Annotated in this window: 21 protein-coding genes and 1 other RNA gene; 20 read left to right on the top strand and 2 right to left on the bottom strand. The window is 29.6% G+C overall.

The genetic code is table 11. The features are described from left to right. The first annotated feature begins 2 nt into the window (after nt 1-2). From yqfD to ppdK, 9 genes are all read left to right on the top strand, one after another. Nucleotides 3-1136: a sporulation protein YqfD gene (gene yqfD, locus Q5O29_RS08705; RefSeq protein WP_022212568.1), complete on the top strand. Its 1134-nt coding sequence runs from the start codon at nt 3-5 to the stop codon at nt 1134-1136. 29 nt (nt 1137-1165) lie between these two features. Continuing rightward, a complete protein-coding gene (locus Q5O29_RS08700; protein WP_022212567.1) occupies nt 1166-3202 on the top strand; it encodes an HD family phosphohydrolase in 2037 nt (678 codons plus the stop codon). Nucleotides 3203-3283: 81 nt separating this feature from the next. Beyond that, a complete protein-coding gene (ybeY, locus tag Q5O29_RS08695; protein WP_022212566.1) occupies nt 3284-3784 on the top strand; it encodes an rRNA maturation RNase YbeY in 501 nt (166 codons plus the stop codon). Nucleotides 3785-3810: 26 nt separating this feature from the next. Continuing rightward, nucleotides 3811-4512, top strand: a complete 702-nt coding sequence (locus tag Q5O29_RS08690) for a diacylglycerol kinase (protein WP_186834858.1) — start codon at nt 3811-3813, stop codon at nt 4510-4512. A 92-nt stretch (nt 4513-4604) separates the two neighbouring features. After that, the gene (gene era / locus Q5O29_RS08685) at nt 4605-5495 is read left to right on the top strand and encodes a GTPase Era (protein WP_022212564.1); all 891 of its coding nucleotides are present in this window, start codon (nt 4605-4607) and stop codon (nt 5493-5495) included. 16 nt (nt 5496-5511) lie between these two features. Beyond that, the gene (gene recO, locus Q5O29_RS08680) at nt 5512-6252 is read left to right on the top strand and encodes a DNA repair protein RecO (RefSeq protein ID WP_022212563.1); all 741 of its coding nucleotides are present in this window, start codon (nt 5512-5514) and stop codon (nt 6250-6252) included. A gap of 5 nt (nt 6253-6257) precedes the next feature. Next, nucleotides 6258-6869, top strand: a complete 612-nt coding sequence (locus Q5O29_RS08675) for a DUF4342 domain-containing protein (RefSeq protein WP_022212562.1) — start codon at nt 6258-6260, stop codon at nt 6867-6869. Between the two features lie 191 nt (nt 6870-7060). Beyond that, nucleotides 7061-7699 carry a helix-turn-helix transcriptional regulator gene (locus Q5O29_RS08670; protein WP_022212561.1) on the top strand — a complete coding sequence of 213 codons (639 nt, stop codon included), beginning with the start codon at nt 7061-7063 and terminating at the stop codon, nt 7697-7699. A 229-nt stretch (nt 7700-7928) separates the two neighbouring features. Beyond that, nucleotides 7929-10559 carry a pyruvate, phosphate dikinase gene (gene ppdK, locus Q5O29_RS08665; protein ID WP_022212560.1) on the top strand — a complete coding sequence of 877 codons (2631 nt, stop codon included), beginning with the start codon at nt 7929-7931 and terminating at the stop codon, nt 10557-10559. A gap of 45 nt (nt 10560-10604) precedes the next feature. Here the strand turns inward: ppdK and Q5O29_RS08660 are convergent, their stop codons facing one another. Further along, a complete protein-coding gene (locus Q5O29_RS08660) occupies nt 10605-11669 on the bottom strand; it encodes a CotS family spore coat protein (protein ID WP_022212559.1) in 1065 nt (354 codons plus the stop codon). Nucleotides 11670-11818: 149 nt separating this feature from the next. Between Q5O29_RS08660 and Q5O29_RS08655 the strand changes: the two genes are divergently transcribed. The 9 genes from Q5O29_RS08655 (at nt 11819) to Q5O29_RS08615 (ending at nt 19945) form a co-directional block, all read left to right on the top strand. Next, on the top strand, nt 11819-12847 hold the full coding sequence (locus Q5O29_RS08655) for a deoxyguanosinetriphosphate triphosphohydrolase (RefSeq protein WP_022212558.1): 1029 nt from the start codon (nt 11819-11821) through the stop codon (nt 12845-12847). Between the two features lie 183 nt (nt 12848-13030). Next, nucleotides 13031-14812: a DNA primase gene (dnaG, locus tag Q5O29_RS08650; protein ID WP_022212557.1), complete on the top strand. Its 1782-nt coding sequence runs from the start codon at nt 13031-13033 to the stop codon at nt 14810-14812. A gap of 26 nt (nt 14813-14838) precedes the next feature. Continuing rightward, nucleotides 14839-15954 carry an RNA polymerase sigma factor RpoD gene (gene rpoD / locus Q5O29_RS08645; RefSeq protein WP_022212556.1) on the top strand — a complete coding sequence of 372 codons (1116 nt, stop codon included), beginning with the start codon at nt 14839-14841 and terminating at the stop codon, nt 15952-15954. Between the two features lie 149 nt (nt 15955-16103). Continuing rightward, nucleotides 16104-16799: a class I SAM-dependent methyltransferase gene (locus tag Q5O29_RS08640; protein WP_022212555.1), complete on the top strand. Its 696-nt coding sequence runs from the start codon at nt 16104-16106 to the stop codon at nt 16797-16799. A gap of 20 nt (nt 16800-16819) precedes the next feature. Further along, a complete protein-coding gene (locus tag Q5O29_RS08635; RefSeq protein ID WP_186834917.1) occupies nt 16820-17602 on the top strand; it encodes a Nif3-like dinuclear metal center hexameric protein in 783 nt (260 codons plus the stop codon). A 78-nt stretch (nt 17603-17680) separates the two neighbouring features. Further along, nucleotides 17681-17896 carry a hypothetical protein gene (locus tag Q5O29_RS08630; protein ID WP_022212553.1) on the top strand — a complete coding sequence of 72 codons (216 nt, stop codon included), beginning with the start codon at nt 17681-17683 and terminating at the stop codon, nt 17894-17896. Between the two features lie 44 nt (nt 17897-17940). Beyond that, nucleotides 17941-18308: RNase P RNA component class A (rnpB, locus tag Q5O29_RS08625), an RNA gene on the top strand. 229 nt (nt 18309-18537) lie between these two features. Continuing rightward, on the top strand, nt 18538-19176 hold the full coding sequence (locus Q5O29_RS08620; protein ID WP_022212552.1) for a hypothetical protein: 639 nt from the start codon (nt 18538-18540) through the stop codon (nt 19174-19176). A 124-nt stretch (nt 19177-19300) separates the two neighbouring features. After that, complete coding sequence (locus tag Q5O29_RS08615) at nt 19301-19945, top strand: pentapeptide repeat-containing protein (protein WP_022212551.1); 645 nt, start codon at nt 19301-19303, stop codon at nt 19943-19945. Nucleotides 19946-20005: 60 nt separating this feature from the next. Here Q5O29_RS08615 and Q5O29_RS08610 read toward each other — a convergent pair whose 3' ends face one another. After that, nucleotides 20006-21577, bottom strand: coding sequence for a ClC family H(+)/Cl(-) exchange transporter (locus tag Q5O29_RS08610; protein ID WP_022212550.1), 1572 nt, complete (start codon nt 21575-21577; stop codon nt 20006-20008). A 389-nt stretch (nt 21578-21966) separates the two neighbouring features. Here Q5O29_RS08610 and Q5O29_RS08605 point away from each other — a divergent pair, with 389 nt between their 5' ends. Then, nucleotides 21967-24045, top strand: a complete 2079-nt coding sequence (locus Q5O29_RS08605) for an RND family transporter (RefSeq protein WP_022212549.1) — start codon at nt 21967-21969, stop codon at nt 24043-24045. Beyond that, the gene (locus tag Q5O29_RS08600; protein ID WP_022212548.1) at nt 24046-26547 is read left to right on the top strand and encodes a hypothetical protein; all 2502 of its coding nucleotides are present in this window, start codon (nt 24046-24048) and stop codon (nt 26545-26547) included. Nucleotides 26548-26666 lie beyond the last annotated feature (119 nt).

The following is a 26666-nucleotide window of genomic DNA, read 5'->3' as shown; positions in this document are numbered from 1 at the left end:
ATATGGAAGGGATAAAAAAAGGGAAAATAAAAGTTGAAATACTAGTAAAAGATATAGAGAAGATACTTAATATACTATGGCTTCAAAATATAGCAGTAAGTAAAGTTATAAAAGTAAATATAACTACCTTAAGGTTGGAAGTAGATTATATAAATTATGGTAGATTATGTGAGGTAGTACGTTCTGTTGGTGGTAAGGTAAGAGTATTAGAAGGAAAAGGGCTTATATTTTTACTAGGAAAGATGAAGAAGAGATATTCAATAGTAATAGCTGTTGTAGTGTTTTTTGCAATTATATATTTTTTATCAACGTATATATGGTCTATAGATATAACTGTAGGGAAGAATGTTACACCCTTTGAAATAAGAGAACAACTTAAGGAAATAGGAGTATCTCCAGGGGTAAGGAAAAGCTCTTTAGATGAAAAAGCAATAGAAAGGAAATTAGAAAGCTTAAATTCTGAAATTTTGTGGTTAAGGGTAAGGGTTGAAGGGTCAACATTAAAGGTTGTAATTACTGAAAAAGTAAATCCGCCAGTGAAAGATGAAGATAAGTATGGTAACCTTGTGGCTGATATGGATGGTCAGATAAAGAGGATTTATACTTATTCAGGAAGAGCTGTTGTAAAAAATGATGATATAGTAAAAAAAGGTGCAGTAGTTATTGAAGGGATAGATGGTAATGAAGGTGGAGAATATGTAGTAAGACCAAGTGGTATGGTTATTGCTAATACATTTTATGAAAAGGAAATGAATATTAAAATATCAGGAGTTGAATATAAGAGAAGTGGAAACAAAGATTTAGATATTTATATAGAGCTTTTTGGTAAGAAAATATATCTTAAAAAATCTACAAAAGATTTTGAAAAGTATGATAAAATAGAAAAGAGTGGCAAAATATTTAATGAAGTGATATATTATGAAAGAGTAGCATCCACCATTGAAATTACTGAAAGTGAAGGCGTTAAATCGGTTTTAGATACTTTAGAAAAATCATTGTCTAAGGATTTAAAAAGGGATAGTAAAATTATAGATAAAATAGTCACAAAAGAAAGAATTGATGATGAATACTTAAACATAAAAGTTGTTTTTGTTGTAGAACAAAATATTGTAAGTGATGAGGTTGTAGAGTATTGAGGTTACTAAAGGATGAGAAGGTGATTTAAATGATGAAAAAACAAAATAATAGTAAAAGAAATTGGAAGAAGTTCTATATATTTTCTGCACTTATCTTTATTACTTATTTCATTTTATTAACTGCTGTAACTCCTAAAAAGTACAATTTAGTTAAGGGAGATATAGCAAGTGAAGATATTAAGGCTACAAGAGATATTGTAGATGAAGAGGCTACTGAAGTGAAAGAAAATGAAGCACGGGAATTAGTTCCTAAACAGTTTTCTTTAAAGACTGATGTAAAAATAGAAGCTTTTCAAAATATAACAAATTTTTTTAATAAATTAATTAATTTAAAAAGTAGTGAAGAGGATGAAACATTAAAAATAACGGCATTAAAGAAATTTGGAAGTTTTACACTTAGTGATACAGAATATAGAGCATTGCTAGGTTTGACAGTTGAAAAAGATACAGAGATTCAAAGAATAATGCTAAATATACTGGATACGGTATATGCAGATAGCATATCTGAAGACAATGATAAAGAATTAGAATCTGCTAAAGAAGTAGCAGAAGAAAAAATATTAGATACTGAGATCGATGCAAATATTAAATCTATTATGATTAAAATGATTAATAGCCAGATAAAGCCTAATTATGTAGAAGATACTGAAAAAAGAGAAGAATTAATTAAGGAAGCTCTTAAATCTGTAGAAAAGGTGATGATTAAAAAGAATCAGACAGTAGTTAAGGAAGGTGAGCCTATTACAGAAAGGCAAATAAAAATACTTACTGAATTAGGTCTAGTTGGAGATTATATGGGAAGAGGCTCACTGGTTACTTATATAATATTAGGAGTTTTAGTGATGACTGTTTTTGTGTTGGAGTATTTCATAATAAAGAAAGAAATAGCACAAAATTATAAGATGGCTATTTTAATTTTATTGCTTAATATAATAACACTTATATTATCTTTTGGTTTAAAGAGTTTATCGATTTTTATAATTCCTATTGCTTGTGTACCAATGATTATGGCAGTGCTGATAGATTATAGAATCTCTCTTTTAATAAATATAATAAATCTAATTTTGGTAAGTATCATAGTTGAATTCAATCCACAATTTATTCTTATGGCTTTATTAAGTATAATTGTTGCCGTAAGTACATTGAAAAGAGCTAATCAAAGAAATGACATATTATACTCAACGGTATATGTAGGAATAGTAGCAGCTATAGTAGTTTTTGCTACAGGAATGCTTTTATCAAGTGATATAACTGTAATATTAAAAAATACAAGTTGTGTAGCTGTTAGTTCTGTTATTTCTGGAATTCTTGCTATAGGTATGCTACCATTTTTAGAATCAAGTTTCAATATAAATACTAATATGAGTTTGTTAGAACTGGCAAACCCTAATAGTCCGTTATTAAAGAGACTTTTGATGGAAGCACCAGGAACATATCACCATAGTATCATGGTAGCTAATCTGGCGGAAGTGGCAGCAGAAGAAATAAATGCTAATTCAGTAATTGTAAGAGTTGGAGCATATTATCATGATGTTGGAAAGATAGTAAGACCTCTTTTCTTTGGAGAAAATCAAATTGGTCAGGATAATCCTCATAATAGAATAAATCCTAATTTAAGTGCATCACTTATTATTTCTCACGTAAAAGATGGTGGAGAGTTAGCAGATGAATATAAGCTACCTAAAGTTATAAAAGATATAATATTAGAGCATCATGGAACAACTATGGTGAAATATTTTTATTTTACAGCAAAGAAAAATGCAGATAATCCAGATGATGTTAAGGAAGAGGATTTTAGATATGAAGGACCAATTCCAAGTTCAAGGGAAGCTGGGATAGTAATGTTGGCAGATAGTGTTGAAGCAGCAGTACGTTCAATCAAAGAGCCTACTATTGAAAAAATAGAAGATATGGTTAATAATATCATTAATGATAAGTTGAATTCTCATCAATTAGATGACTGTGAACTAACTTTAAAAGATATTGCTACTATAAAGAAATGTTTTTTAAAAGTTTTAAACGGACTTTATCATAAAAGGATAGAGTATCCGAAGGAGGAAAAGTAGATGAGAAGGTGAAAGCCTTCTTATTTATTTATGATTTGTAAAATTAATCATTTTAGAAGTATACATAAAAGGAGTTTAAAAATGATTTATACTGATAATAGACAAGAAAAATTAAATGTTGATGAAGAATTTATTAATTCTTTAGAGAAAGTATGTGATTTTGTATTAAAAAAAGAGGAAGTAAATTGTAGGTATCAAATTTCATTACTATTTGTAGATAATGATGGGATTAGAGAAATAAATAGAGAAACAAGAAATATTGATAGAGCAACTGATGTGTTATCATTCCCTATGCTTGATTATCCAAACAAAAAGTTTTTTAAAGATGTTTATATGGATTACAAATTTGATGAAACTTTTTTAGATGGCGACGAATTAGTTTTAGGTGATATAGTTTTATCATTAGAAAGAGCGTTAGAACAAAGTGAGGAATATAATCATTCATATAAAAGGGAAGTATCATATTTAGTTGTACATTCAATATTACATCTTCTAGGATATGATCATATGGAGGAAGATGACAAATTAATTATGAGAAAAAGAGAAGAAGAGTTACTAGGAGAATTAAATATTTCAAGGTAGGTAATTTTTAGGGAGTTGAAGGATTAATGGGAATGAAGAAAATGCTGGAGAGTTTTAATCATGCAATAAATGGAATTGTTGATACTGCTAGAACACAGAGAAATATGAAAATTCATTTGGTGGCAGCAGTGTTGGTGCTAGGTGCATGTTTTTTCTTAGATATATCTAAGGGTGAGTTTTTAGCTTTAGCAATAACCATAACTATGGTTATTGTTGCTGAAATGATTAATACAGCTATTGAAGCAGTGGTTGATTTAAATACAAATTTCTATCATCCATTGTCAAAAGTAGCTAAGAATACAGCAGCAGGTGCAGTTCTAATTACTGCAATAAATGCAGTTTTGGTAGGTTACATAGTTTTTTGGGATAAGTTATCACAATTTTCTTATGAGATTGTCCATAAAGTAAAAAAATCTGAGCCATATATGATATTTATAGCTCTTGTGATTGTAATAATAACAACGGTGATAGTTAAAGCAATTTTTGGTGAAGGAACGCCGCTTAAGGGAGGAATGCCAAGTGGGCATAGTGCATTAGCATTTTCACTATCTACAGCAATATCCCTTATAACAGAGAAACCTATATGCATAATTCTAGCTTATCTTATGGCTTTTATTACTGCCCAAAGTAGGGTAGATTCAGAAGTTCACTCTGTCTTTGAAGTAATAGTAGGTGGACTTTTAGGTATTTTACTGACATTATTAGTATTTACAATATTTAAGCTGTAATAAATTGAGGAAATAGTATATAATAAAGTTCAATAAAAGATGTATTAGCGTAAAAAGTCTCAAGAGGAGACTTAAGTAAACAGGAGGAAATGATGTTTAAATCAGGATTTGTAACAATTGTAGGAAGACCAAATGTTGGGAAATCAACGTTAACAAATAAAATAATGGGTGAAAAATTATCTATAGTATCTAATAAACCACAAACTACTAGAAATAATATACAAACAATACTTACTGGGGAAGATTATCAAATAGTATTTGTTGATACTCCAGGTATACATAAACCTAAACATAAATTAGGTGAGTATATGGTTAATTCAGCAAAGGATTCCATTAAAGAAGTGGACTTAGTTTTATTCCTTATTAATCCATGTGATGAAATTGGTAAAGGTGATAAATTTATCATTGAAGCATTAAAATCACAAAATGCTCCAGTATTTTTAGTTGTGAATAAGGTTGATGAAAATACTCATGAAAGAGTAGCAAAAACACTTGATATGTATTCAAAAGAATATGATTTTAAAGAAATAATACCGATATCAGCTTTAAGAGGAAAAAATGTTGATACTTTAGTGGAGCTTATGGTTCAGAATCTTCCAGAAGGTCCACAATTCTATCCAGAAGATATGATAACAGATGTACAAGAAAGATTTATAGTTTCAGAAATAGTAAGAGAAAAAGCATTAAGAAATTTAAGAGACGAAGTACCACATGGTATAGCTGTAGATATAATACAAATGAAGCAAAATGAAAAAGGAACATATCATATAGAAGTAGACTTAATATGTGAAAAAACATCACATAAAGGAATAATAATAGGTAAAAATGGAGCAGTACTAAAGAAAATTGGTGAAACTGCAAGATATGAAATAGAAAAACTTTTAAATGCAAAGGTAAACTTAAAAATATGGGTTAAGGTTAGAAAAGAGTGGAGAGATAATAATTTACTACTTAAGGAATTAGGATATAAGAAATTAAAATAATAGGGGATGGACAGTTTTGGCACTGGTAAAAACTAAGGGAGTCATTATAAAAGTACAAGATTACAAGGAAAATGATAAACTGCTATGGATGTATACAGAGGAGTTAGGTAAGGTAACTTGTATAGCTAAAGGTGCAAAGAGAAGTAAAAGCCAGCTTTTATCAGTTACACTACCTCTATGTTTTGGTGAATATCTGTTATTTAAAGGCAAGAATTTATATAATCTTCAGGAAGGAAAAATAATAAATTCATTCCAAGGGTTATTGAATAATCTGGAAAAGTTAACATATTCATCTTATTTATGTGAACTAATTGATATATGTGTAGAAAGTGATGAAACAAATGCTACACTATTTAAAGAATTTATGGTCTGTCTTTATTTATTAAATACAGATGTACTAGATTATGAGCTACTGGTAAGAGCATTTGAACTAAGGCTCTTAGAAGCAACAGGATATAACTTAGAGTTAGATAAATGTTGTATTTGTAAAAATAAGATAGCAGTAGCTGATTATATATCATTATCACATTATGGTGGAGTTTGTGATGAATGCAATAAAGAATATGGTTTTTTTATCAGTAAACCTGCATATAATGCATTGAGATTTTTAAAGAATACACCAATGGATAAAGTATATAGGCTAAACGTAAATAATGAAATAAAAAAGCAGATGGAAAGAGTGGTTACTAATATAATTGCTAATAATTACTCTAAAAGACCAAAGAGCTTGGAAATGTTAAGTTATATAAAGGAGTGATAGGTATGGAAATAACACTTGAAAAAGTTGATCAGGTAAGGGAAAGGACAGGAGTATCTTATGCTAAGGCAAAAGAAACATTAGAGCATACTAAAGGCGATGTTTTAGATGCAATTATTCTTTTAGAAGATGAAATGAAAAATGAAAATTCCTCTAATGATAAAATGGCAGGAAATAATACTACAGAAACTATTGAAGAATTTAAGGTATGGCTTAAAGAACTTATTAACAAGGGAAATATATCTAGAATAAGAGTATCAAAGGATGAAAAGGTATTAGTTGATGTTCCAGTAAATGCAGGAATTGCAGCTGGTATAATCAGTATCATAATTCCACCAATCTTAGCTTTTGTAGTAGTGGCTGCGGTGGTAACGCAAGTTACTATTGAAATAACAAAGAGTGATGGAAATGTAGAAGTCGTAAACAAATACATTACCAAGACTGTTAATGATGTAAAAGAAAAAGCAGCAGACTTAACAGAAAAAGTAAAAGAAAAATTTGAAGATATTAATGTAGATATAGGCAGTAGTACTTCAAAAAATAAGGATACAGACCTAGGTGAAAATACGTTTACTTACACTGTTAAATTTGAAGATATAGATGATAAAAAAGAATAGCGAAGAAAATAAAAGAAAAATAGAGATATTTCATTTGAAATAATGATAAACTATATGTATTCAGATAATTTGATTGAATTTTCAGAAAAATCAGCATAGAAAAAAAAAGATAAAATGTTATAATTATACTGTAAATATGAAAATATAAAAGTTATCTGAATATTTCTATTTGTTTAGAAAGAGGGATTAATTTGAAATTTTCACAAAGACAAGAGGAAATAATAAAGTTAGTCAAAGAGGGACAGCCTATAACTAGTGAAAATTTAGCCGAAAAACTAGGTGTTACTAGGGCAGCTTTAAGAGCAGATTTGGCTATACTAACAATGACAGGGACTTTAGATGCAAGACCTAAAGTAGGATATGTTTATTTAGGACGAAAAACCAATGGAGATGTTTTGGAAAACCTACTAAAAATAAGAGCAGGAGACGTAATGTCAAAGCCTGTAACCGTTAATGAAAATACTATGGTTTACGATGCGATAGTATATTTATTTTTAAACGATGTAGGAACTTTATTTGTAGAAAATAATGATGCTTTAGTTGGAGCAGTGTCTAGAAAGGATTTCTTAAAGATAGCTATTGGTGGCACTGATATTCATAAGGTACCTGTAGGTGTAATAATGACAAGAATGCCTAACATAATATGTGGTAGCAGGGACGATAGTGCAATAATTCTAGCTAAAAAAATAATAGAACATGAAATAGACAGTATACCAATTGTTGAAAAGGTAAAAAGTGATGATGGTTCTAGGGAAGTAATTAAGATAGTTGGTAAGATGTCAAAGACAAATATTACAAAACTATTTGCAGGATTAGGGGAAGAGAACTAAGGTTAATAAAATTAACTGCAAAAGAAAAGGGTTTATATCATACGTAGGATAAGAGCTATTTAATAGTGGCTTTTAGCTAATTTAAATACTTATAAATAGTTTATTTATAAGTATTTATTATTACTCTCAAAATAAAGGCTTATGAAAGCTTTTATACTTAAGTGCGCTACGGAGCTAAGCTTCGATAGTATATACATTTATAGATTAAAATGATCGGAGGAGTATTGAGATGAATAATAAAAAGTATGTTTACCTTTTCAAAGAGGGAAATGAAACAATGAGGAACCTACTTGGAGGTAAAGGAGCAAACTTAGCAGAAATGACCATATTAGGAATTCCTGTTCCACAAGGATTCATTGTTACAACTGAGGCTTGCAATAAATATTATAATGATGGAAAAGTAATTTCAGAAGAAGTTCTTGAACAAATTCAAAATCATATTGCAAAATTAGAAGAAATAACAGGTAAAAAATTTGGAAGTTTAGAAAATCCACTATTAGTATCTGTAAGGTCAGGTGCAAGAGTTTCTATGCCAGGAATGATGGATACTATTTTAAATCTTGGCTTGAATGATGAAGCAGTGGAAGTGGTAGCAAAGCAAACAAATAACCCAAGGTTTGCTTACGACTCATATAGGCGTTTTGTGCAAATGTTTTCAGATGTTGTAATGGGTGTTGAAAAAAGGCTATTTGAAAATATCATTGATGAAATGAAAGAGGCGAGAGGTGTTCATTATGATACTGAATTAACAGCAGATGATTTGAAGGAATTGGTAGTTAAATTTAAGGATTTATATAAAAAGGAAATGAAAAAAGATTTCCCACAAGATCCTAAGGAACAATTAGTTGAAGCTATAACTGCTGTATTTAGATCATGGGATAATCCAAGAGCAATAGTTTATAGAAGACTTAATGATATTCCAGGGGAATGGGGAACAGCAGTTAATGTTCAAGAGATGGTATTTGGTAACAAGGGAGATACTTCTGGAACAGGTGTTGCTTTTTCAAGAAATCCAGCTACAGGTGAAAAAGGAATATATGGTGAATATTTAATGAATGCACAAGGAGAAGATGTTGTTGCAGGTATTAGAACACCACTTTCAATCACTAAATTAAATGAGCAAAATCCAGCTTTGTATAAACAGTTTATTGATATAGTTAATAAACTTGAAAATCATTATAAAGATATGCAGGATATGGAATTTACCATTGAAGAAGGAAAGTTATTCTTCTTGCAAACAAGAAATGGTAAGAGAACAGCTCAAGCAGCCTTGAAGATTGCTGTTGACTTAGTTTCAGAAGGTATGTTAAGTAAAGAAGAAGCTATTTTAAAGGTGGAACCAAAACAATTAGATTCACTTTTACATCCAACCTTTGAAGCTTCAGCACTTAAAAGTACTAAGGAAATAGCTAAGGGATTACCAGCTTCACCAGGTGCTGCTTGTGGAAAGATAGCTTTCACAGCAGAAGAAGCAAAGGAAAGAGCAGAGAAAGGTGAAAAGGTAGTTTTAGTAAGGCTTGAAACTTCACCAGAAGATATCGAAGGTATGATAGCTGCTGAAGGTATTTTAACAGTTCGTGGAGGAATGACATCACATGCTGCTGTTGTTGCTAGAGGTATGGGTACTTGTTGTGTAGCTGGATGTGGAGAATTAAAAGTAGATGAAGAAAAGAGAACTTTAGAAGTTGGAGGTAAGGTATATACTGACAAGGATTATATTTCTATTGATGGGTCAACTGGTAATATTTATGGAGAAGCAATTAAGACTGTTACTCCAGAAATATCAGGATATTTTGCAACATTTATGTCTTGGGCAGATGAGATAAGAAAGCTTCAAGTTAGGACTAATGCTGATACTCCAAGGGATACAAAGCAAGCTGTTGAATTTGGTGCAGAAGGTATTGGATTATGTAGGACTGAGCATATGTTCTTTGATGAAGATAGAATTATGCCAATGAGAGAAATGATTGTTGCTAAAACAGAAGAAGAAAGAAGAAGAGCACTTGGAAAACTTCTTCCAATGCAAAAAGGAGATTTTAAGGCCATGTATGAAGCTTTGGAAGGAAGACCAGCAACTATTAGATTCTTAGATCCACCACTACATGAATTTGTTCCTCATAGTGATGAAGAAATCAGAGAACTTGCAGGACAGATGTCATTAGATTTCGATGAATTAAAAGCTACTGTGGAGGGATTACATGAATTCAATCCTATGCTTGGTCATAGAGGATGTAGATTAGCTGTAACTTATCCAGAAATAGCTGAAATGCAAACTAGAGCTGTAATAGAAGCTGCTATAGAAGTTAAGAATGAAAAAGGGTATGATATAGTACCAGAAATAATGATTCCATTAGTTGGTGAAGTTAAAGAGTTTAAGTTTGTTAAAGATATTGTTGATAGTACTGCTAAGGCTGTAATGAATGAAAAGGGTGTTACATTAGAATATCACGTAGGTACAATGATTGAAATACCTAGAGCTGCATTAACAGCTGATGAGATTGCTAAAGAAGCTGAGTTTTTCTCATTTGGTACTAATGATTTAACTCAAATGACTTTTGGTTTTTCAAGAGATGATGCAGGTAAGTTCTTAAATGATTATTATGAAAGAAAGATTTATGAACAAGATCCATTTGCTAAATTAGATCAGGTTGGTGTAGGTCAACTTGTTAAGATGGCAGCAGAAAAAGGAAGAGCTACAAGACCAAGTATTAAATTAGGTATTTGTGGTGAACATGGAGGAGACCCATCTTCAGTTGAATTCTGTCATAATGTTGGTTTAGATTATGTATCATGCTCACCATTTAGAGTACCTCTAGCAAGACTTGCTGCTGCACAAGCTCAAGTTAAAAATCCTAGATAATTAATAAAGAGACTATATTAGAAATGATATAGTCTCTTATTAATTTTATAAAATATTTATGGAATATTTATCTTTTAAAATTCGAACAAGTCTATAGATAAAATCTAATTGAGTTTCACTTCTTTCTAAGCCTTTCTCAAGCAATGTGCAAAAGGAAATAGGATTACATTTCTTGATATTGTTATAGTAATCTCTTGAGATTTTCCAAAATTTTTGAGGAAAAGCAATATAAGCTAAAATATATTTAAAATCAGATTCAGTTAAAGAATTATTTTCTAAGTATGAATCAATAACTTTTAAAGTAAGATAAGTGCTCCAGTTAGAAGATGGACGTTTTAATAATCTTCTTAAGAAATAGGCGATATCATGTGAGCAATAATCATAAGAACATTTATCAAAATCTATTATCCATATACAATCTTTATTAATTATTATATTTTTATTTACATAGTCACCATGGCAAAGCGAGGTGGATAAATCATCTTTATCCATAGATGAAGTAAAAGAAAGGGCAAGTTTGGCAAGTTCTAAATTGTAGTCTAAATTTTTCAGAAATATTTTAGAAAACTTATCCTGATAATTATTAGCTAAATTAGCACATTTCAAAATTGAATTTAAATGTTTAGTTAGTGTAAGGTGGTAATCATCTAAAGATTGTCTTTTGACACTGCCAAAAATTGGAGTAAAATTCTTACTTGTTTTATGTATTTTGCCAAGAGTTTTAGATGATAAATAAAGATGATTAATATTATCAAAATCACACTTGTCTCCTTCTACCCAATAAGTTAAAATAAATAACATGTTATTATATATAACAAACCTATTACCATTATTTGCAGGGAGAAGTTTTGGGACTTTAATACCGTTTCTATATAGCCATTCCATAGCAGAATACACAAATAAAAGATTTGCTTCATCATAATAAACCTTTTTTATACAATAGCAATTATTATTATAATTTATCTTAAATACAGCCCGTTGCTTAGTGGTATCTTTGATTTTAACAGTATTTATATCAGCATTATATATAGAATATTTAGGTAAAATATTATTTTTAATAGTATCAATTGTCAAAAGTTCATCTATTGAAGAATTTTCTGAATTTATCATATTAAAACTCCTTCATCAATATTCATTATAATAATATTAGAATTATATTGGAAATATACATATACATTCATTAGGATGTATATATTATTTATATAATAATAGAGGAATTTTGAGATACTTATAGAATAAATTACTTTGAGGTGAGTTAAATGATAATACGTGAAAAAATAGAAAAGTTTGAGGACTTGACATTAATAAGAGAAGCAACTTTCAGTAAAAATAGTTCTGGAAGAAAGGTAACAGAAGAAAGTGACAACGTTAGAACTTGTTTTATGGTCGATCGTGATAGAATAATTCACTCAAAGTCTTTTAGAAGGTTAAAGCATAAAACTCAAGTATATATAAAGACCTTTGGAGATCATTATAGAACTAGGCTTACGCATACACTAGAAGTTTCACAGGTTGCAAGAACTATAGGAGTTGGTATTGGTCTTAATGAAAACTTGATAGAAGCCATTGCTTTAGGACATGATTTAGGGCATGTAGCATTTGCTCATAATGGAGAAGAAGTGTTAAATGCTTTTTTAGATGAAGGGTTCAGGCACAACGAACAAAGTGTAAGAGTAGTGGAGAGATTAGAGAATGATGGAAGAGGTCTTAATTTGACAGAAGAAGTTATCGATGGAATACTTCATCATAGCGGGCTGGGGGAAAGTACCTCAGAAGCAAAGACTTTAGAAGGTCGTATAGTTAGGTATAGTGATAAAATAGCCTATTTAAATCATGATATTGATGACTCTATTAGAGCAGGACTTTTAACTGAGAAATCTTTGCCCAAAGAAATAATACGCGTATTAGGAAATAGCCGTTCAGAAAGAATAGATACTTTAGTAAATGATATTATTAAAGAGACAATCAAGAATATTGGTGATGGTAAATATGGTGTAGCTCAAAGCAAAGAAGTTAAAGAAGCTATGATTGAATTAAGAAAATTTATGTTTAAAAATATATATTTAGGTGCACATTTAAAAGAAGAGAGAAATAAAGCTAAATTTGTATTAGAGCAGTTAGTTAATTACTATGTTAAAAACTCTAATGAACTGCCAGATGTATATAAAAAAATAGAAGAGAGTGAAGGAATTAAAAGAGCTGTAGCAGATTATATTGCAGGAATGAGTGATGATTATTGCTTAGCAACCTTTAATAAAATTTATGTACCTAAGTTTGTAATTTTTTAGAAAAATCAGTTTAAAATAGAGTTTTAGGGTAGAATATATGTTATAAAATATAAAGTTTTATAAGTATTTATTATTAAAAAATCATAATAATAAATTTTAAATAAATTGAGAAGGAATTTATTAAAATATGTCGAATTATATAATGTGCATTAATTTAAATATAAAGTAGGGAGGGGAATCTCCTTGCAGATTTCAGAAGAAATTATTCAAAAAATTAAAGAACAAAATGATATAGTAGATATTATTTCAGAAACTGTTAAGTTAAAAAAGACAGGAAGAAGCTTTAGTGGATTATGCCCATTTCATAATGAAAAAAGCCCATCCTTTTCTGTATCACAGGAAAAACAGATTTATAAATGTTTTGGATGTGGTGAAGCAGGTAATGTAATTTCATTTGTCATGAAGACAAAAAATATGCAATTTTTAGAAGCTGTAAGATATCTTGCAGATAGGGCAAATATACATTTAGATTTTGGTAATAAAGAAAATAATAAGACTGCACAAAAAAAAGATTTGTTATATAAGATAAATGTAGAGGCAGCAAGATTTTTCTTTTCAAATTTAATGAATAATCAAAAATCTAAAGAATATTTCTTAAATAGAGGAGTAAAGATTGAAACTATAAAGAGGTTCGGTTTAGGCTATTCAAATGATAGTTGGAACAGTCTTATTTATCACTTAAGAAAAAGAGGTTTTTCTGAAGAACTTATGACTGAAGCAGGATTAATATCTATTAACGCGGAAAAAGGTAGAAAATATGATAGGTTCAGAAATCGTGTAATGTTTCCTGTGTTTGATTATCGAGGAAAGGTTATAGGGTTTGGAGGAAGAGTTTTAGATGACTCAAAGCCTAAATACTTGAATTCACCAGAAACTTTAGTTTTTCAAAAAGGAACTAATTTATATGGTTTGAATTTTGCTTTAAAAAGCAATATGCAAGAAAGATATTTTATTATAGTTGAAGGCTATATGGATTTAATTGCTTTATATCAAAGTGGAATAACTAATGTAGTAGCCTCTTTAGGAACAGCACTAACCATCAATCAGGCTAGGTTATTAAAGAGATATGCCGATAAGGTAGTAATATCATATGATGCTGATATGGCAGGACAAATGGCAACTATGAGAGGACTTGAAATACTTAGGAATGCAGGCTTTGATGTACGAGTTTTATCGATACCAAAAGGTAAAGATCCAGATGAATTCATAAAAAGTAATGGTAAGGAAGCATTTTTAAAATTAGTAAATTCAGCAGAGCCCTTGATAGATTACAGGCTTAGAAAAGCTGAAGAAGGTATTAATTTTAAAAATACTGAAGCAATAATTAAATATTCACAAAATGTTATGGAAATTATTGCAGATCTAAATCCTTTAGAAAAAGATGTATACATAAAAAAGGCATCTGAAAATACAGGAATTAAAGAGCAAGCTTTATATGATATTTTAAGTAAAAAGCTAAATGGTGCTATGGAAAATAGCAAAAACAGATTTAGTAGAGAAAGTGAAAAAAAAATACATGCTGAAGCAGGATATATAAAGGCAGAAAGATCATTACTTAAGTTTATGATTATAGAAGCAGAGTATTTATTCTATATAATGGAAAGAATATCTGAAAAAGACTTTATTTTGGAAGAACATAAACAAATTTTCACTGTTATTATTGAGGGTAGAGGGGAAAATATTAATAATATTATATCTTACTTAGAGTCCAAATTAGGTTCTGCAGAAACAATTGCAGAACTAGTAAAAATTAAAGAATGCAAAATATTCTTAGATGGTGATGTTAATAAGCAAATTGATGATTTTATTAATGAAATAAAAACTCAAAATTTAAAAATTGAAATTGAAAACTTAAAAAGACAACAAAAGGTATTAGAAGGTAAAGGCGAGGTAGAAGAGTCCATTAAATTAGCTATTAAATTATCACAATTAATGCAACGGTTAAATAATGGAAAAAGAGGGTAAGTGGTCATGAAGGAGGTAATTGATTAGTGGAAGGAAAAACAAAAGCAAACGTAGCTAAGGTAAAAGAAAATAAAGATAGAACTAATAAAATGGTTATTGTTAAGAGTTTAATTGAAAAAGGTAAAAAGAGTGGTATACTAACATATAAGGAAATAATGGATGAAATAGACCATATAGATTTAGAACCTGAACAAATTGAAAAGATTTATGAAGTTCTTGAATCAATGGGAATTGAAGTTCAAGGAGATATGAACGAAGTTAGTGGTGTTGAAGAAGAAGAATTAGAATTAGATTTATCAATACCAGAAGGTGTTGCAATTGATGATCCTGTAAGAATGTATCTTAAGGAAATTGGTAAAGTGCCACTACTTTCTTCAGAAGAAGAAATAGAATTAGCTAAGAAAATAGAAGAAGGAAGCCAATATGCAAAGAAAAAACTTGCAGAAGCTAACCTTAGACTTGTTGTTAGTATTGCGAAAAGATATGTTGGTAGAGGAATGTTATTTTTAGATTTAATTCAAGAAGGAAATTTAGGTTTAATTAAAGCTGTAGAGAAGTTTGATTATAGAAAAGGATATAAATTCTCTACTTATGCTACATGGTGGATTAGACAGGCGATAACAAGAGCTATAGCTGACCAAGCTAGAACTATTAGAATACCTGTACACATGGTAGAAACTATAAATAAGCTTATAAGAGTACAAAGACAATTACTTCAAGAATTAGGAAGAGATCCATTCCCTGAAGAAATATCAAAAGTTATGGATTTACCTGTAGAAAAGGTAAGAGAAATTCAAAAGATAGCTCAAGAGCCTGTTTCATTAGAAACACCTATAGGTGAGGAAGAAGATTCACACTTAGGAGACTTTATACCTGATGATGATGCACCAGCACCAGCTGAAGCTGCAGCTTTTACAATGTTAAAGGAACAATTAATCAATGTTTTAGATACATTAACACCTAGAGAAGAAAAAGTACTTAGATTAAGATTCGGATTAGATGATGGAAGAGCAAGAACATTAGAAGAGGTAGGAAAAGAATTTAATGTAACTAGAGAAAGAATTAGACAAATTGAAGCAAAGGCTTTAAGAAAATTAAGACACCCATCTAGAAGTAAGAAATTAAAAGATTATTTAGATTAAGAATTAGCACCTTGTGGTGCTAATTTTTATGTTTTGTGATTCATGGAAAATAATGAGAAAATAAAAATATTAAAATGTACATTAATAAATTAAATTGTTTATTTTGTAGATAAATATTTTTAAAATACGAAGAAAAAGAGGTACGAAAAATGGATGTAAGTAAAAGAATAGAATTTATAGTAGATAGCTTAGATAAAGTTGGATGTTTAGCAGATATAGGAACTGATCATGGATATGTTCCCCTTTTAGCTTTAGAAAGAGAAAAGGCTGATAAGGTAATTGCATGTGATATAAATAAGGATCCTTTAGATAAGGCTAAATTAAATGCTATTCTTGAAGGTATAGTTGGAGATGAAATAGATTTTAGATTAGGTTCTGGACTAAAACCATTAGAAATTAAAGAAGCTAATTCAGTTGTTATTGCTGGAATGGGTGGAAATTTAATAAGAGATATTCTTGAAGCTGATATAGAAAAGGTAAATTCATTAGAAGAATTAATATTAGTTCCAGCACAAAATCCAGAAGTTTTAAGACAATACTTATATGAAAATAATTATGAAATAATAAAAGAAGATTTATGTTTTGATGAAGGTGTTTATTATGAATTATTTAAGGTTAAAAGAGCAGAAGATCATGCAACTGAACTAGACAGTATCTATTATGAAGTAAGTCCAATGTTATTAAAACAAAAACATCCTTTAATGAAAGAATATCTAGAAAGTAAAATAGAAAATTATTCTAAAATATTAGGATTCATATCTGAAGATAGCGAAAGTGCTATTTTGAGAAAGAAAGAAGTAGAAGAAAAAATTAGTATAATAAATTCCATGATGAATTATTTATAAAATAAGGTGATATAGTTATGATGTTATTAAGTGATATTATAAAATTAATTGAAGATTTTGCTCCTAAATATATCAAGGAAGATTTTGATAATGTAGGATTAATGGTAGGTGATAAGAAGAGAGGTATTTCTAAAATATTACTTGCTCTTGATTGCACAAATGAGGTTATTGAAGAGGCTAAAATAAATGGCGTAGATTTAATTATTACTCATCATCCATTGATTTTTAGAAAGCCAAGTAGTATAACAACTGATACTTTACAGGGAAGTAAGATTATGGAGCTTATAAAGCACGATATAGCCTTATACTCTGCTCACACTAACTTGGATAGTGCTAAAAATGGTATGAATGAAACTATAGCAAAAATATTAGGATTAAAAGAAAGTAAGCTTATAGAAGTAAATTTTAAAGATAATAAAGCTGGAATAGGAAGAATAGGTTTGCTAGAAGAGGAAGTTTCCATAGAAGATTATGCTAAAAAAGTAATGGCAGCATTAGGGATTAACCATGGAAGATTGGTAAAAGGTAATGAAAGTGCTAAGAAGATTGCAATAATCAATGGTAGCGGACAGGATTTTATAGGTAAAGCAGTAGCAATGGGAGCAGATACTGTGGTAACAGGTGATACTACATATCATTTTGCTTCAGATTATAAAGAAATGGGAATAAACATTATAGATATAGGGCATTTTGGATCAGAGTGGACTATATTCTTAAAGGTTATGGAAGGTTTATATAAAGATTTTAAAGATGTAGAAGTTATAGAAAGTAAAAAATGTAAAGATCCATATACATTTATATAAATACTTATTTAAATAGAGCGATTTACGCTCTATTTTTGCATATAAATAATTATAAGCAAGATTTTTATGGAGGAACATATGTCTAAAAAAACAGATTGGGGCAAAGTGGTTAGAGATACTGTTAATGATGTAATTTGTGCTATTAAAAATAGTCCTAAGTTACCAAGTACTCCAAATCCAAGAGCACGCATTTGTGTATTGGTTTTAATGATATTGACCCTTTTATTATCTGGCATAAGTTTTTACAGTTGGTTAATAATAATAATGCTTTTTATAATTTTACAATTTATCTAAAAAACATTTGTTTTATTATAGAATTTATGATAATATAAATCTTGCGAGTGATACGTGCAATCGCTGCTAGCTTTAAGCTAGGAGAGGAAAGTCGGAGCTCCAAAGGGCAGGGTGCTGGCTAACGGCCAGTCAAGGCGACTTGAAGGATAGTGCAACAGAGATATACCGCCAGAAAATCTTAGGATTTGAGTTTGCTTAAAGCAATTGGTAAGGGTGGAAAGGTGATGGTAAGAGCTCACCAGCGGTATGGAGACATATCGGCTATGTAAACCCCACCTGGAGCAAGACCGAGTAATGGCTTTATGGGGCGGCCCGTCCCGCCATGTGGTGTGTCGCTTGAGCTTGCTGGCAACAGTAAGCCTAGATAGATGATTGCTTAATACAGAACTCCGCTTATGGATTATCTCGCAACATGAAAAGCATTAGGAAATACCTAATGCTTTTCTTTTTTAATTATAAAAATAGAATTACAAAAATGTAATAAAACTGTAATATATTTAGATATAAGAAGGTGTAAAATAAAGTTATAATATAAATATAGATCAAATATATTAGGAAAAAATATGTTTTTTTGATAACATAATTAAGAAAACTTAATATAAGGCGATAATAAAGTAAGAAATTTCTAAGGAGAAATAAATATGGACAAGATAACTAGTTATATAGAATCTAATGATTTTGGAGAACTTGAAGCATCAGTTAAGCATTTTAAAGGTAAACCTAGGATTACTTTCAATTATATTTTAAAAAGTAATAGCAAAAGACAAAGAAAGCTTAAGGTGCTGACTATTGAAAAAGAAGAACAGTGGTTTAAATTAAATAGCATATTAAAGATATCTAAAAAAAGGTATCAAAAAGTTATTGAAATACATGAAAATGAGTTTGAGGCAGTGATTGCTAATATTCAATATACCATAAAAATGTTTTTTGAAATAAAAAGATGGTTTGCTTCAATTGTAGAGTTTCATTATATAAAGTTTCCGGATAATATTAAAGTTTTTAATGATTTAGACTTTATTTATGGTAATGAAGACATTAGTTATAGGTTTTCGTTAAATCCTGGAGGGCTTTTAGTTAGAGTGAAATTATTAAATTATTCCAAAGGTGCAGTAGAATTGTTACAGTATATATCAGAAAGTTGTAATATGTACGGAGGAACATGTGTTATTGAAAATACTAATGAGAATAAGACAGATATATTTACAAGGGTAGAAGGATATATGGAGCCCAAGAAAAAAAGAATAGAACTTAGTGATGAAGAAATTAAAATCACAACTTAGAAGAGATTTTTAATAGGACTTTTTAGATTATTTCGTTGACTTTTACCAAAACTACATATACTATACATAAGAAGGATTGATATTTAAATAGTACCAATAAAAAGTTATATGTATGGAGGTAATAATGGCAATAAATAGAAGTACACCAGAAAACTTTATTTATGACAATACAAGTAAAATTAATAAAAATTTTGTATATAAAAATTTAAAAAGAAGTAAATGTTATAATTGTGATTTCTCAGGATCAAATTTTGATTTTACCAGCTTAAGAGGAGCGCATTTTAAGAAATGTAATTTTTATAGATGTAGCTTTAAAGAAGCAGAATTTATAGGCTCAAACTTAAAAGGATGTAAATTTAGAGAAGCTATGTTCGAAGATGCAATTTTTGAAGGTGCAAGTCTTGCAAATGTAGATTTTAGAGACGCTAAATTTATCAATACAACTTTTGTAGGTTGTGATTTAAGTACAGCAAAGAATTTTGATATAAACAGTCCTAAGATTAGAGTATATGATGAAATGCCACATTTAGATATTAGTAATGAATTAGAAATGGCAATTCTTTCTGCAATGGAAAATGAATATATTAAGAAATCTAGAGTATTAGATACAAAAGAAGGTTCAATAAACGGATTATCAATAATGATTTTAAAGGAAAGATTTTCAGAGGAAACCTTAATTAAAGGGATGAAATATATAAAAGAAAACATTGATAGAGATTTTCATACTTTAAGCTATATTTCAAGAATTATTAAAAGTATGGATAAATAGAGGATAATAAAAGCTATCTTAAGTTAAATGTTAAGATAGCTTTTTTATTTTTTTAAAGTATTACTCCATTGGGTCTGTATATTCTTTTTCTGTTAATTCATCCATAAATTTTCTAACCTTCCATTCATCTTTAAGATTTGTCATGGTAATGATTTCATCACCAGCCTTAATTATTGTATTACCATTTGGTGTGATAGATATTTCACCACGATTTATAGATACAATTAATGTATTTTCTGGAAGATTAATATCTTTAACAGACATTTTTTCTATTAATGAGCCATAGTGAACCATATTTGTTATTAGAGTTTTTTTCTTGCTATGTTTATGATATTCATTAATATTATTTTTAAGCAGTAAATTTTCCATTAATGAATCATAAATAGGGGCACTGTTCAATAAGTCTGCAATAATGTAAGCGATAATTGATACTATTGATAATGGAAGCAAATGATTGAAAGAACCTGTCATTTCAGTAATTAAAATTATACCTGTTATAGGAGCTCTGACAATGGCAGTAAAGTAACCTGCCATAGATAATATAATAAAACTTGTAAAGTAGGTTTCATTAATGCAAAAATAATTTATGCATATATATCCAAATATTGAACCAATTGATCCACCAATAATAAGTAAAGGAAAGAATATTCCACCAGGAGCTCCTGAACCAAAACTAATTATAGAAAATAATAATTTACCAATAAAAACTAAAGATAAAAGCAATAATGTATTACTTAGAGAAAATTCTTCAAGAGCTGCATGTCCACCACATAGTAATACTGGAAATGTAAGTCCTAAAATACCAGCTAAAGCAAAAGGAATTAATAATTTCATAGAAGTAGATAACTTGATTTTGTTGTATAACTTTTGAGTAAGTAATGTTGCCCAATTATAAAAGGAACCAAACGCTCCTAGCATTATGCCAAGAAAAAGTAAAATCCAATAATTTTTAAGTGGTAATGCACTAGTTGAAGTAAAGTTGAATACTGGGTTTAAGCCAAAAAAGTGTTTTGAAATAAAATCTGCGGATACAGCAGCTACTGTTGTAGATAATAAAACAACAGGAGAAAAATATTTATATATTTCTTCTAAGCAAAAAAGTACTCCTGATAATGGTGCATTAAAAGCAGCTGATAGTCCGGCACTGGCACCACTACTTATTAAAAGGCGCCTTTGTAGCCTTGAACTTTTAAAAAACTTGCTTATCAGATCGCCTGTACAAGCACCAAGTTGTACAGAAGGACCTTCACGACCTAAAGAAAGTCCTCCTAGAATTGAAAGAGTTCCACCGATAAATTTATTTATTATGGTACTGACAGGTCTATTTTTTATATATCCACCCATTATAGCTTTTATTTGAGGAATACCACTGCCACTGATATAAGGCTCTTTATCCATTAATTTGCCAACTATGTATGCAATGGAAAATAATATTAAAAACCATAGAGGAATAGCCCATTTATTTTTAGAAATATATTCATAAATATTAAAGGCTATTTTTTCTGCATATGATAATGCAAATCGGTATAATATAACAACTAATGATGTAATAATACCAACTATCAATGACTTTAGCACTAAGGCTATTTTTTCATGTCCAGAATCAGTAATGATATCTAAATTGTTATTCATAATAAAATCACCTCTAAAGATAGTATACATTAAAATATCTTTAATATCATAATTTATAGAATAGTCTGAAACATTTATTTTTAGTTAAAAAATATTTCTTAATTAAAAATAAATTTTACAAATTTGTAAATATAATAAAAAATAAATTTTATAAGAAATAGGCTCTTTTTAGCTTGATACAGAAAAAATTAAAATTAATTAATAAAAAGTTAATAAAGATTAGTACTACTAATTAAAAACAAAGATATAAGCTGTTTAATAAAGAATTACAGTGATAATCAAGCAAAATAAAAGTTGGATAGATTAAATGTAAAAAAATACCATAAAATTCCTTTTGCTTAAACTAACTAGTCAGTTTAAAATGTATCACAACGAGAGGGGGAATAGAGATGAATAAAGTATCAAAGGCCATAGCCCAAAGTAGGATGCTTATATTAGTAATAGCATTTCTTTTATTAATACCATCAGTATTGGGATATTTAAAGACAGATGTTAATTATGATATTTTAGGATATTTACCAGATGAATTAGATACGAGGATTGCACAATCTATTTTAAAAGATGATTTTGATTGTGGATCATTAGGAATGCTTATAGTAGAAAATATGGAAAACAAAGATGTAAGCAAATTAAAAGAAGAAGTTAAGAAGGTAGAAGGGGTTAATGATGTTATCTGGATTGATGATGCAATAGATTTATCTGTACCAAAAGAAATTTTACCAGAAGATATCAGAGATATTTTCTATTCAGAAAACTCCACATTAATGATAATTAAATTTGCTGGCACAGATGCCAGCACTGAAACAGAAAATGCTTTAAGTGATGTCCGTAAGATTGCTGGGAAACAAGCTTTTCTTAGTGGTGTAGCAGGGGTGATAAAGGATACAAAAGATCTGGCCAATAAAGAAACTCCTATTTATGTACTGATAGCAGTAATATTATCAATTATAATCTTATCAATTACCATGGAATCATATGTGATACCAATTGTTTTTTTATCAAGTATAGGAATAGCAATTATTTATAATATGGGATCAAATGTGATCTTTGAAAATATATCTTATGTAACTAAAGCTTTATCAGCAGTACTTCAGCTTGGAGTTACCATGGATTATTCAATATTCTTGCTTCATAGGTATGATGAGGAGAGGGAAAGTAGAGAGAATAAGGTTGAAGCCATGGCTAATGCTATTGAAGCTACCATAGAATCTGTTGTGGGGAGTGCTTTGACAACAGTAGCAGGTTTTTTAGCACTATGTGTTATGGATTTAGCTTTAGGAAAAGATATAGGATTAGTAATGGCAAAAGGAGTTGTTATAGGAGTTATTTGTACAATTACCATATTGCCAGCTTTAGTTTTAACTTTCGATAAAGTAATTCATAAGTACAAACATAAAAATATATTACCTACTTTTCAAAAAAGCAGTAGTTTTATTATTAAACATCATAAAGTAATAGTTTTAATTTCTCTATTGATATTAATTCCAGCAGCTATAGGTAAGGAAAAGGCTAGTGTTTATTATAATCTTGATGAGTCACTGCCAGATAATTTACCTTCAATAGTTGCTAATGATAAGTTGAAGAATGAGTTTAATATGGTATCAACCAACATTATCTTGGTGAGAGATGATTTAGATAGATATAAGGTTAAAGAAATGGTTAAAGAATTAAATAATGTAGATGGTGTTACCATGGCGGCAGCATTAGAATCTGTATTAGGATCTAGAATACCAGAAAACTTTTTGCCTAATGAGTTATTAGAACAGGTAAAGAAAGGTGGCTATGAAGGAATTATTGTCAATTCAAAATATAAATCAGCTACCAATGAAGTGGCAGTGCAGTTAGATGAAATTAATGAGATTGTGAAGAAATATGATCCAGAAGGATTAGTTGGAGGGGAAGCACCACTTACCAATGACCTTGTAACAATAGCCGATAGTGATTTTAAAAAGGTGAGTATATTTTCAATAGTAGCAATATTTTTAATAATTATGGTCATATTTAAATCTATATCAGTACCAGTTCTATTAGTGCTAGCCATAGAACTAGCTATTTTTATAAATCTTGGAATACCGTATTACACAGGTACCACAATTCCATTTATTTCATCAATCGTAATAGGAACAATACAATTAGGAGCCACAGTAGATTATGCAATACTTCTTACTTCAAGATTTAAAGAAGAGTTATCAAACACTAATGATAAGAAGGAAGCAATGATAAAAGCATTACAAAGTTCATCAAGATCAATAATAACTAGTGCATTGACATTCTTTGGAGCTACAGCAGGAGTAGGGATTATTTCAGAATTGGAAATGATAAGTTCACTATGTGTGTTGATGGCCAGAGGAGCAATAATAAGTATGCTAGTTATACTATTTGTATTACCAGGAGTTTTATTAATGTTTGAAGGTATAATTGTAAAAACAAGTAAATCTTTTATAATGTGTAAGAAGGAGGAAAAGTAAATGAAAAGAAAGTCATTATCTAAAAAATTAGTATTTTTAGTTGTTATGGCAACAACAATGAGTAATTTTACTGCTTATGCAGGGGAAATGCATAAGGATGAAACTGTATATGTAATTTTAGATGAAAATGGAAAACCAACAAGTAATATTGTATCAGATAAAATAAGTAGTGATGAGGTATTAGGTGAATTTGAAGATAAATCATCTTTGAGTAATATAAAAAATGTTAAAAGTGATGAGAAAGCGAAGATAAATGGTGAGACTTTAAAATGGAATGTTAATTCTAATGAATTATATTATGAAGGCAATAGTGAAAAAGAGCTTCCTTTAAGTATAGAAATAAAATATGAATTTAATAATAAAGAAGTGGATCCTAAAGATGTTTTAGGCAAAGAAGGATCATTTAAGATAAGTATTAATGTAAAGAATAATAAATATGAAACAAAGAGGATTAAAGGAGAAGATAGAAAGATATATCTTCCAATATTGACAGCCACAGAATGTATATTGCCTAATGATGTTTTCTCTAATATTAAGGTAAGTGCAGGGAAGATTATAGATGATGGAAGCAATTCAATGATAACTTTAATTTCCATACCAGGATTAGAGGAGTCTTTGAATTTAAATGAATTAACCAAGGGTATTAAGAAAAAGGAAAATATTTTTGATATTCAGTTAAAGGATAGTATAGAGATAGAAGGAAATACTACAGATTTTCAAGTACCTTATATAGCATTAGTGGGTACAGTTATTAATGAAGAACTTGATGGATTAGATGAAGTAGAATCTTTTTCAGATATAAAAGATAAATTAAATCAATTAGAAGAAGGTGGAGAGGAACTACTAAATGGACAAAAAGAGTTACAAGAAAATTACATTTTATTCGATGAAGGGGTAGACAAGGCTGCTTCAGGCAGTGAAGATTTAAATAGTGGATTATCACAGCTAAATGATAAGATTCCTACAATAAAAGCTGGAATGATAGAATTAAGGGATGGAATAAATCAATTGTATGGAAAGTCTCCTGAATTAGTTCAGGGTATTAAGGATATGAGTGATGGAGCAAGAGAATTAAATGATGGTATTAGTCAAATAAATAATAAAGCACCGGAATTATATAATGGAACAACAGAACTAAATAGTGGATTAAATGAATTGCAAAGTAAGATTCCAGGACTTGAAGGAGGAATAACTGCAGTAGATAATGGAATAAATACTGTCAATGATAATATGCAAACATTAGCTGCTGGCGCTACTTCATTAAATGAAGGGTTAGCAAGTTTAAATGATTCAGAAAGTATATTTACAGAAGGGGTAAATGGATTTACATCTAGTATAAAGAGTTTAAGAGATGGATATAATAAAATAGATTTTGGTATTAAGGCAGCAAAAGATGGCACTTCCCAACTTAAGATTGGACTAAGTGAAGGAATAAATGATATAGGACGTCTAAGAGATTCTACTGATACTATAGATGGTTTAAATCTTCAAATAAATCAGGTATATGAAGCTATAAAAGAATCAAATCCAGAGGCAGCAGAACAATTACTTAATATAAGTAATTCTTTAAGTTATGTATCAACAGCACAAAGAGAAGGAATAGATGAAGTTATAAGTAAATCTAATGAAGCATTATTAGCAGCAGGTCAGCTTGAGGGAGGGCTAAGTGAAGTGTCAGAGGGCTCCAACTCTTTTATGGAAAATTTCGATGCTCTTGTTAATGGAGCAGATAATATAAATACAAGTGCTTTGCAAATTAAAGAAGGAGTTACTAATTTATATGCTGGAAGTAATGATTTGGTAAATGGAGCTAATGAATTATATGTAGGAACAAGTAATTTAGCAGAAGGAAGCTCAAGTTTAAAAAGTGCTTCTGGTGAATTGGAATCAGGAGTAAATAGGTTAGCGGAAGGAAGTAGTAAGTTAGTTGAAGGAACTAGTACTTTGAAAGATGGAGTAAGTAGGCTGGCAGAAGGAAGCAATAGCTTGTCAGAAGGAGGAAAGACATTAGAGTCTGCTTCAAGCGAATTAAGTACAGGCGTTGAAGCCTTGGCAAAAGGAGGAAATGAACTTGCTGATGGAGGATCAGTGTTAAGTGATGCAGTAGGAAAGCTTGCTGAAGGTAGTAGTGAATTAGCAGGTGGTACTAGCACATTGAGAGATAAATCAAAACAGGTGTTAGAAGCCACAGGTAAGCTTGTGGATGGAACAAAGCAGATAAAAGAAGAGGGGCTAGATCAAATTTGTAATTTGGGAAATGAGGCAGTAGATTCTATAGAGGAATTGAAAGATGTAAAAAATGAGTTAGTGAAAATGGCAGATGACTATGGATTATACTCAGGAATAAATGAAAATATGACTGGCAATATTAAATTTATTATGAGGACAGAAGCCATAAAAGCAGAAAATAAAAAGAGTAGTAAAGTAGAGAATAAAAAAACAGTTAAAACAGATGATGAAGGATTTTTTAGTAAATTATTAGCTAAATTTAAAAATCTATAGATAATTTAAAGGAGCTGAGCACTAATTATTTAGTGCTACAGTTCTTTTTTCTAAAAAGGAATAAAAAAATAATTGGAAAATAATATAAAATATGGTAATATAAACTATAGAAAGTGAAT

This window comes from Clostridium sp. CAG:265 (genome assembly GCF_000436575.1).
Taxonomy (GTDB): Bacteria; Bacillota; Clostridia; order Clostridiales; family Clostridiaceae; genus Clostridium; species Clostridium lentum.
The sequence above is the reverse complement of the archived record's forward strand: the minus strand, read 5'-3'. Positions and strand labels throughout refer to the sequence as shown.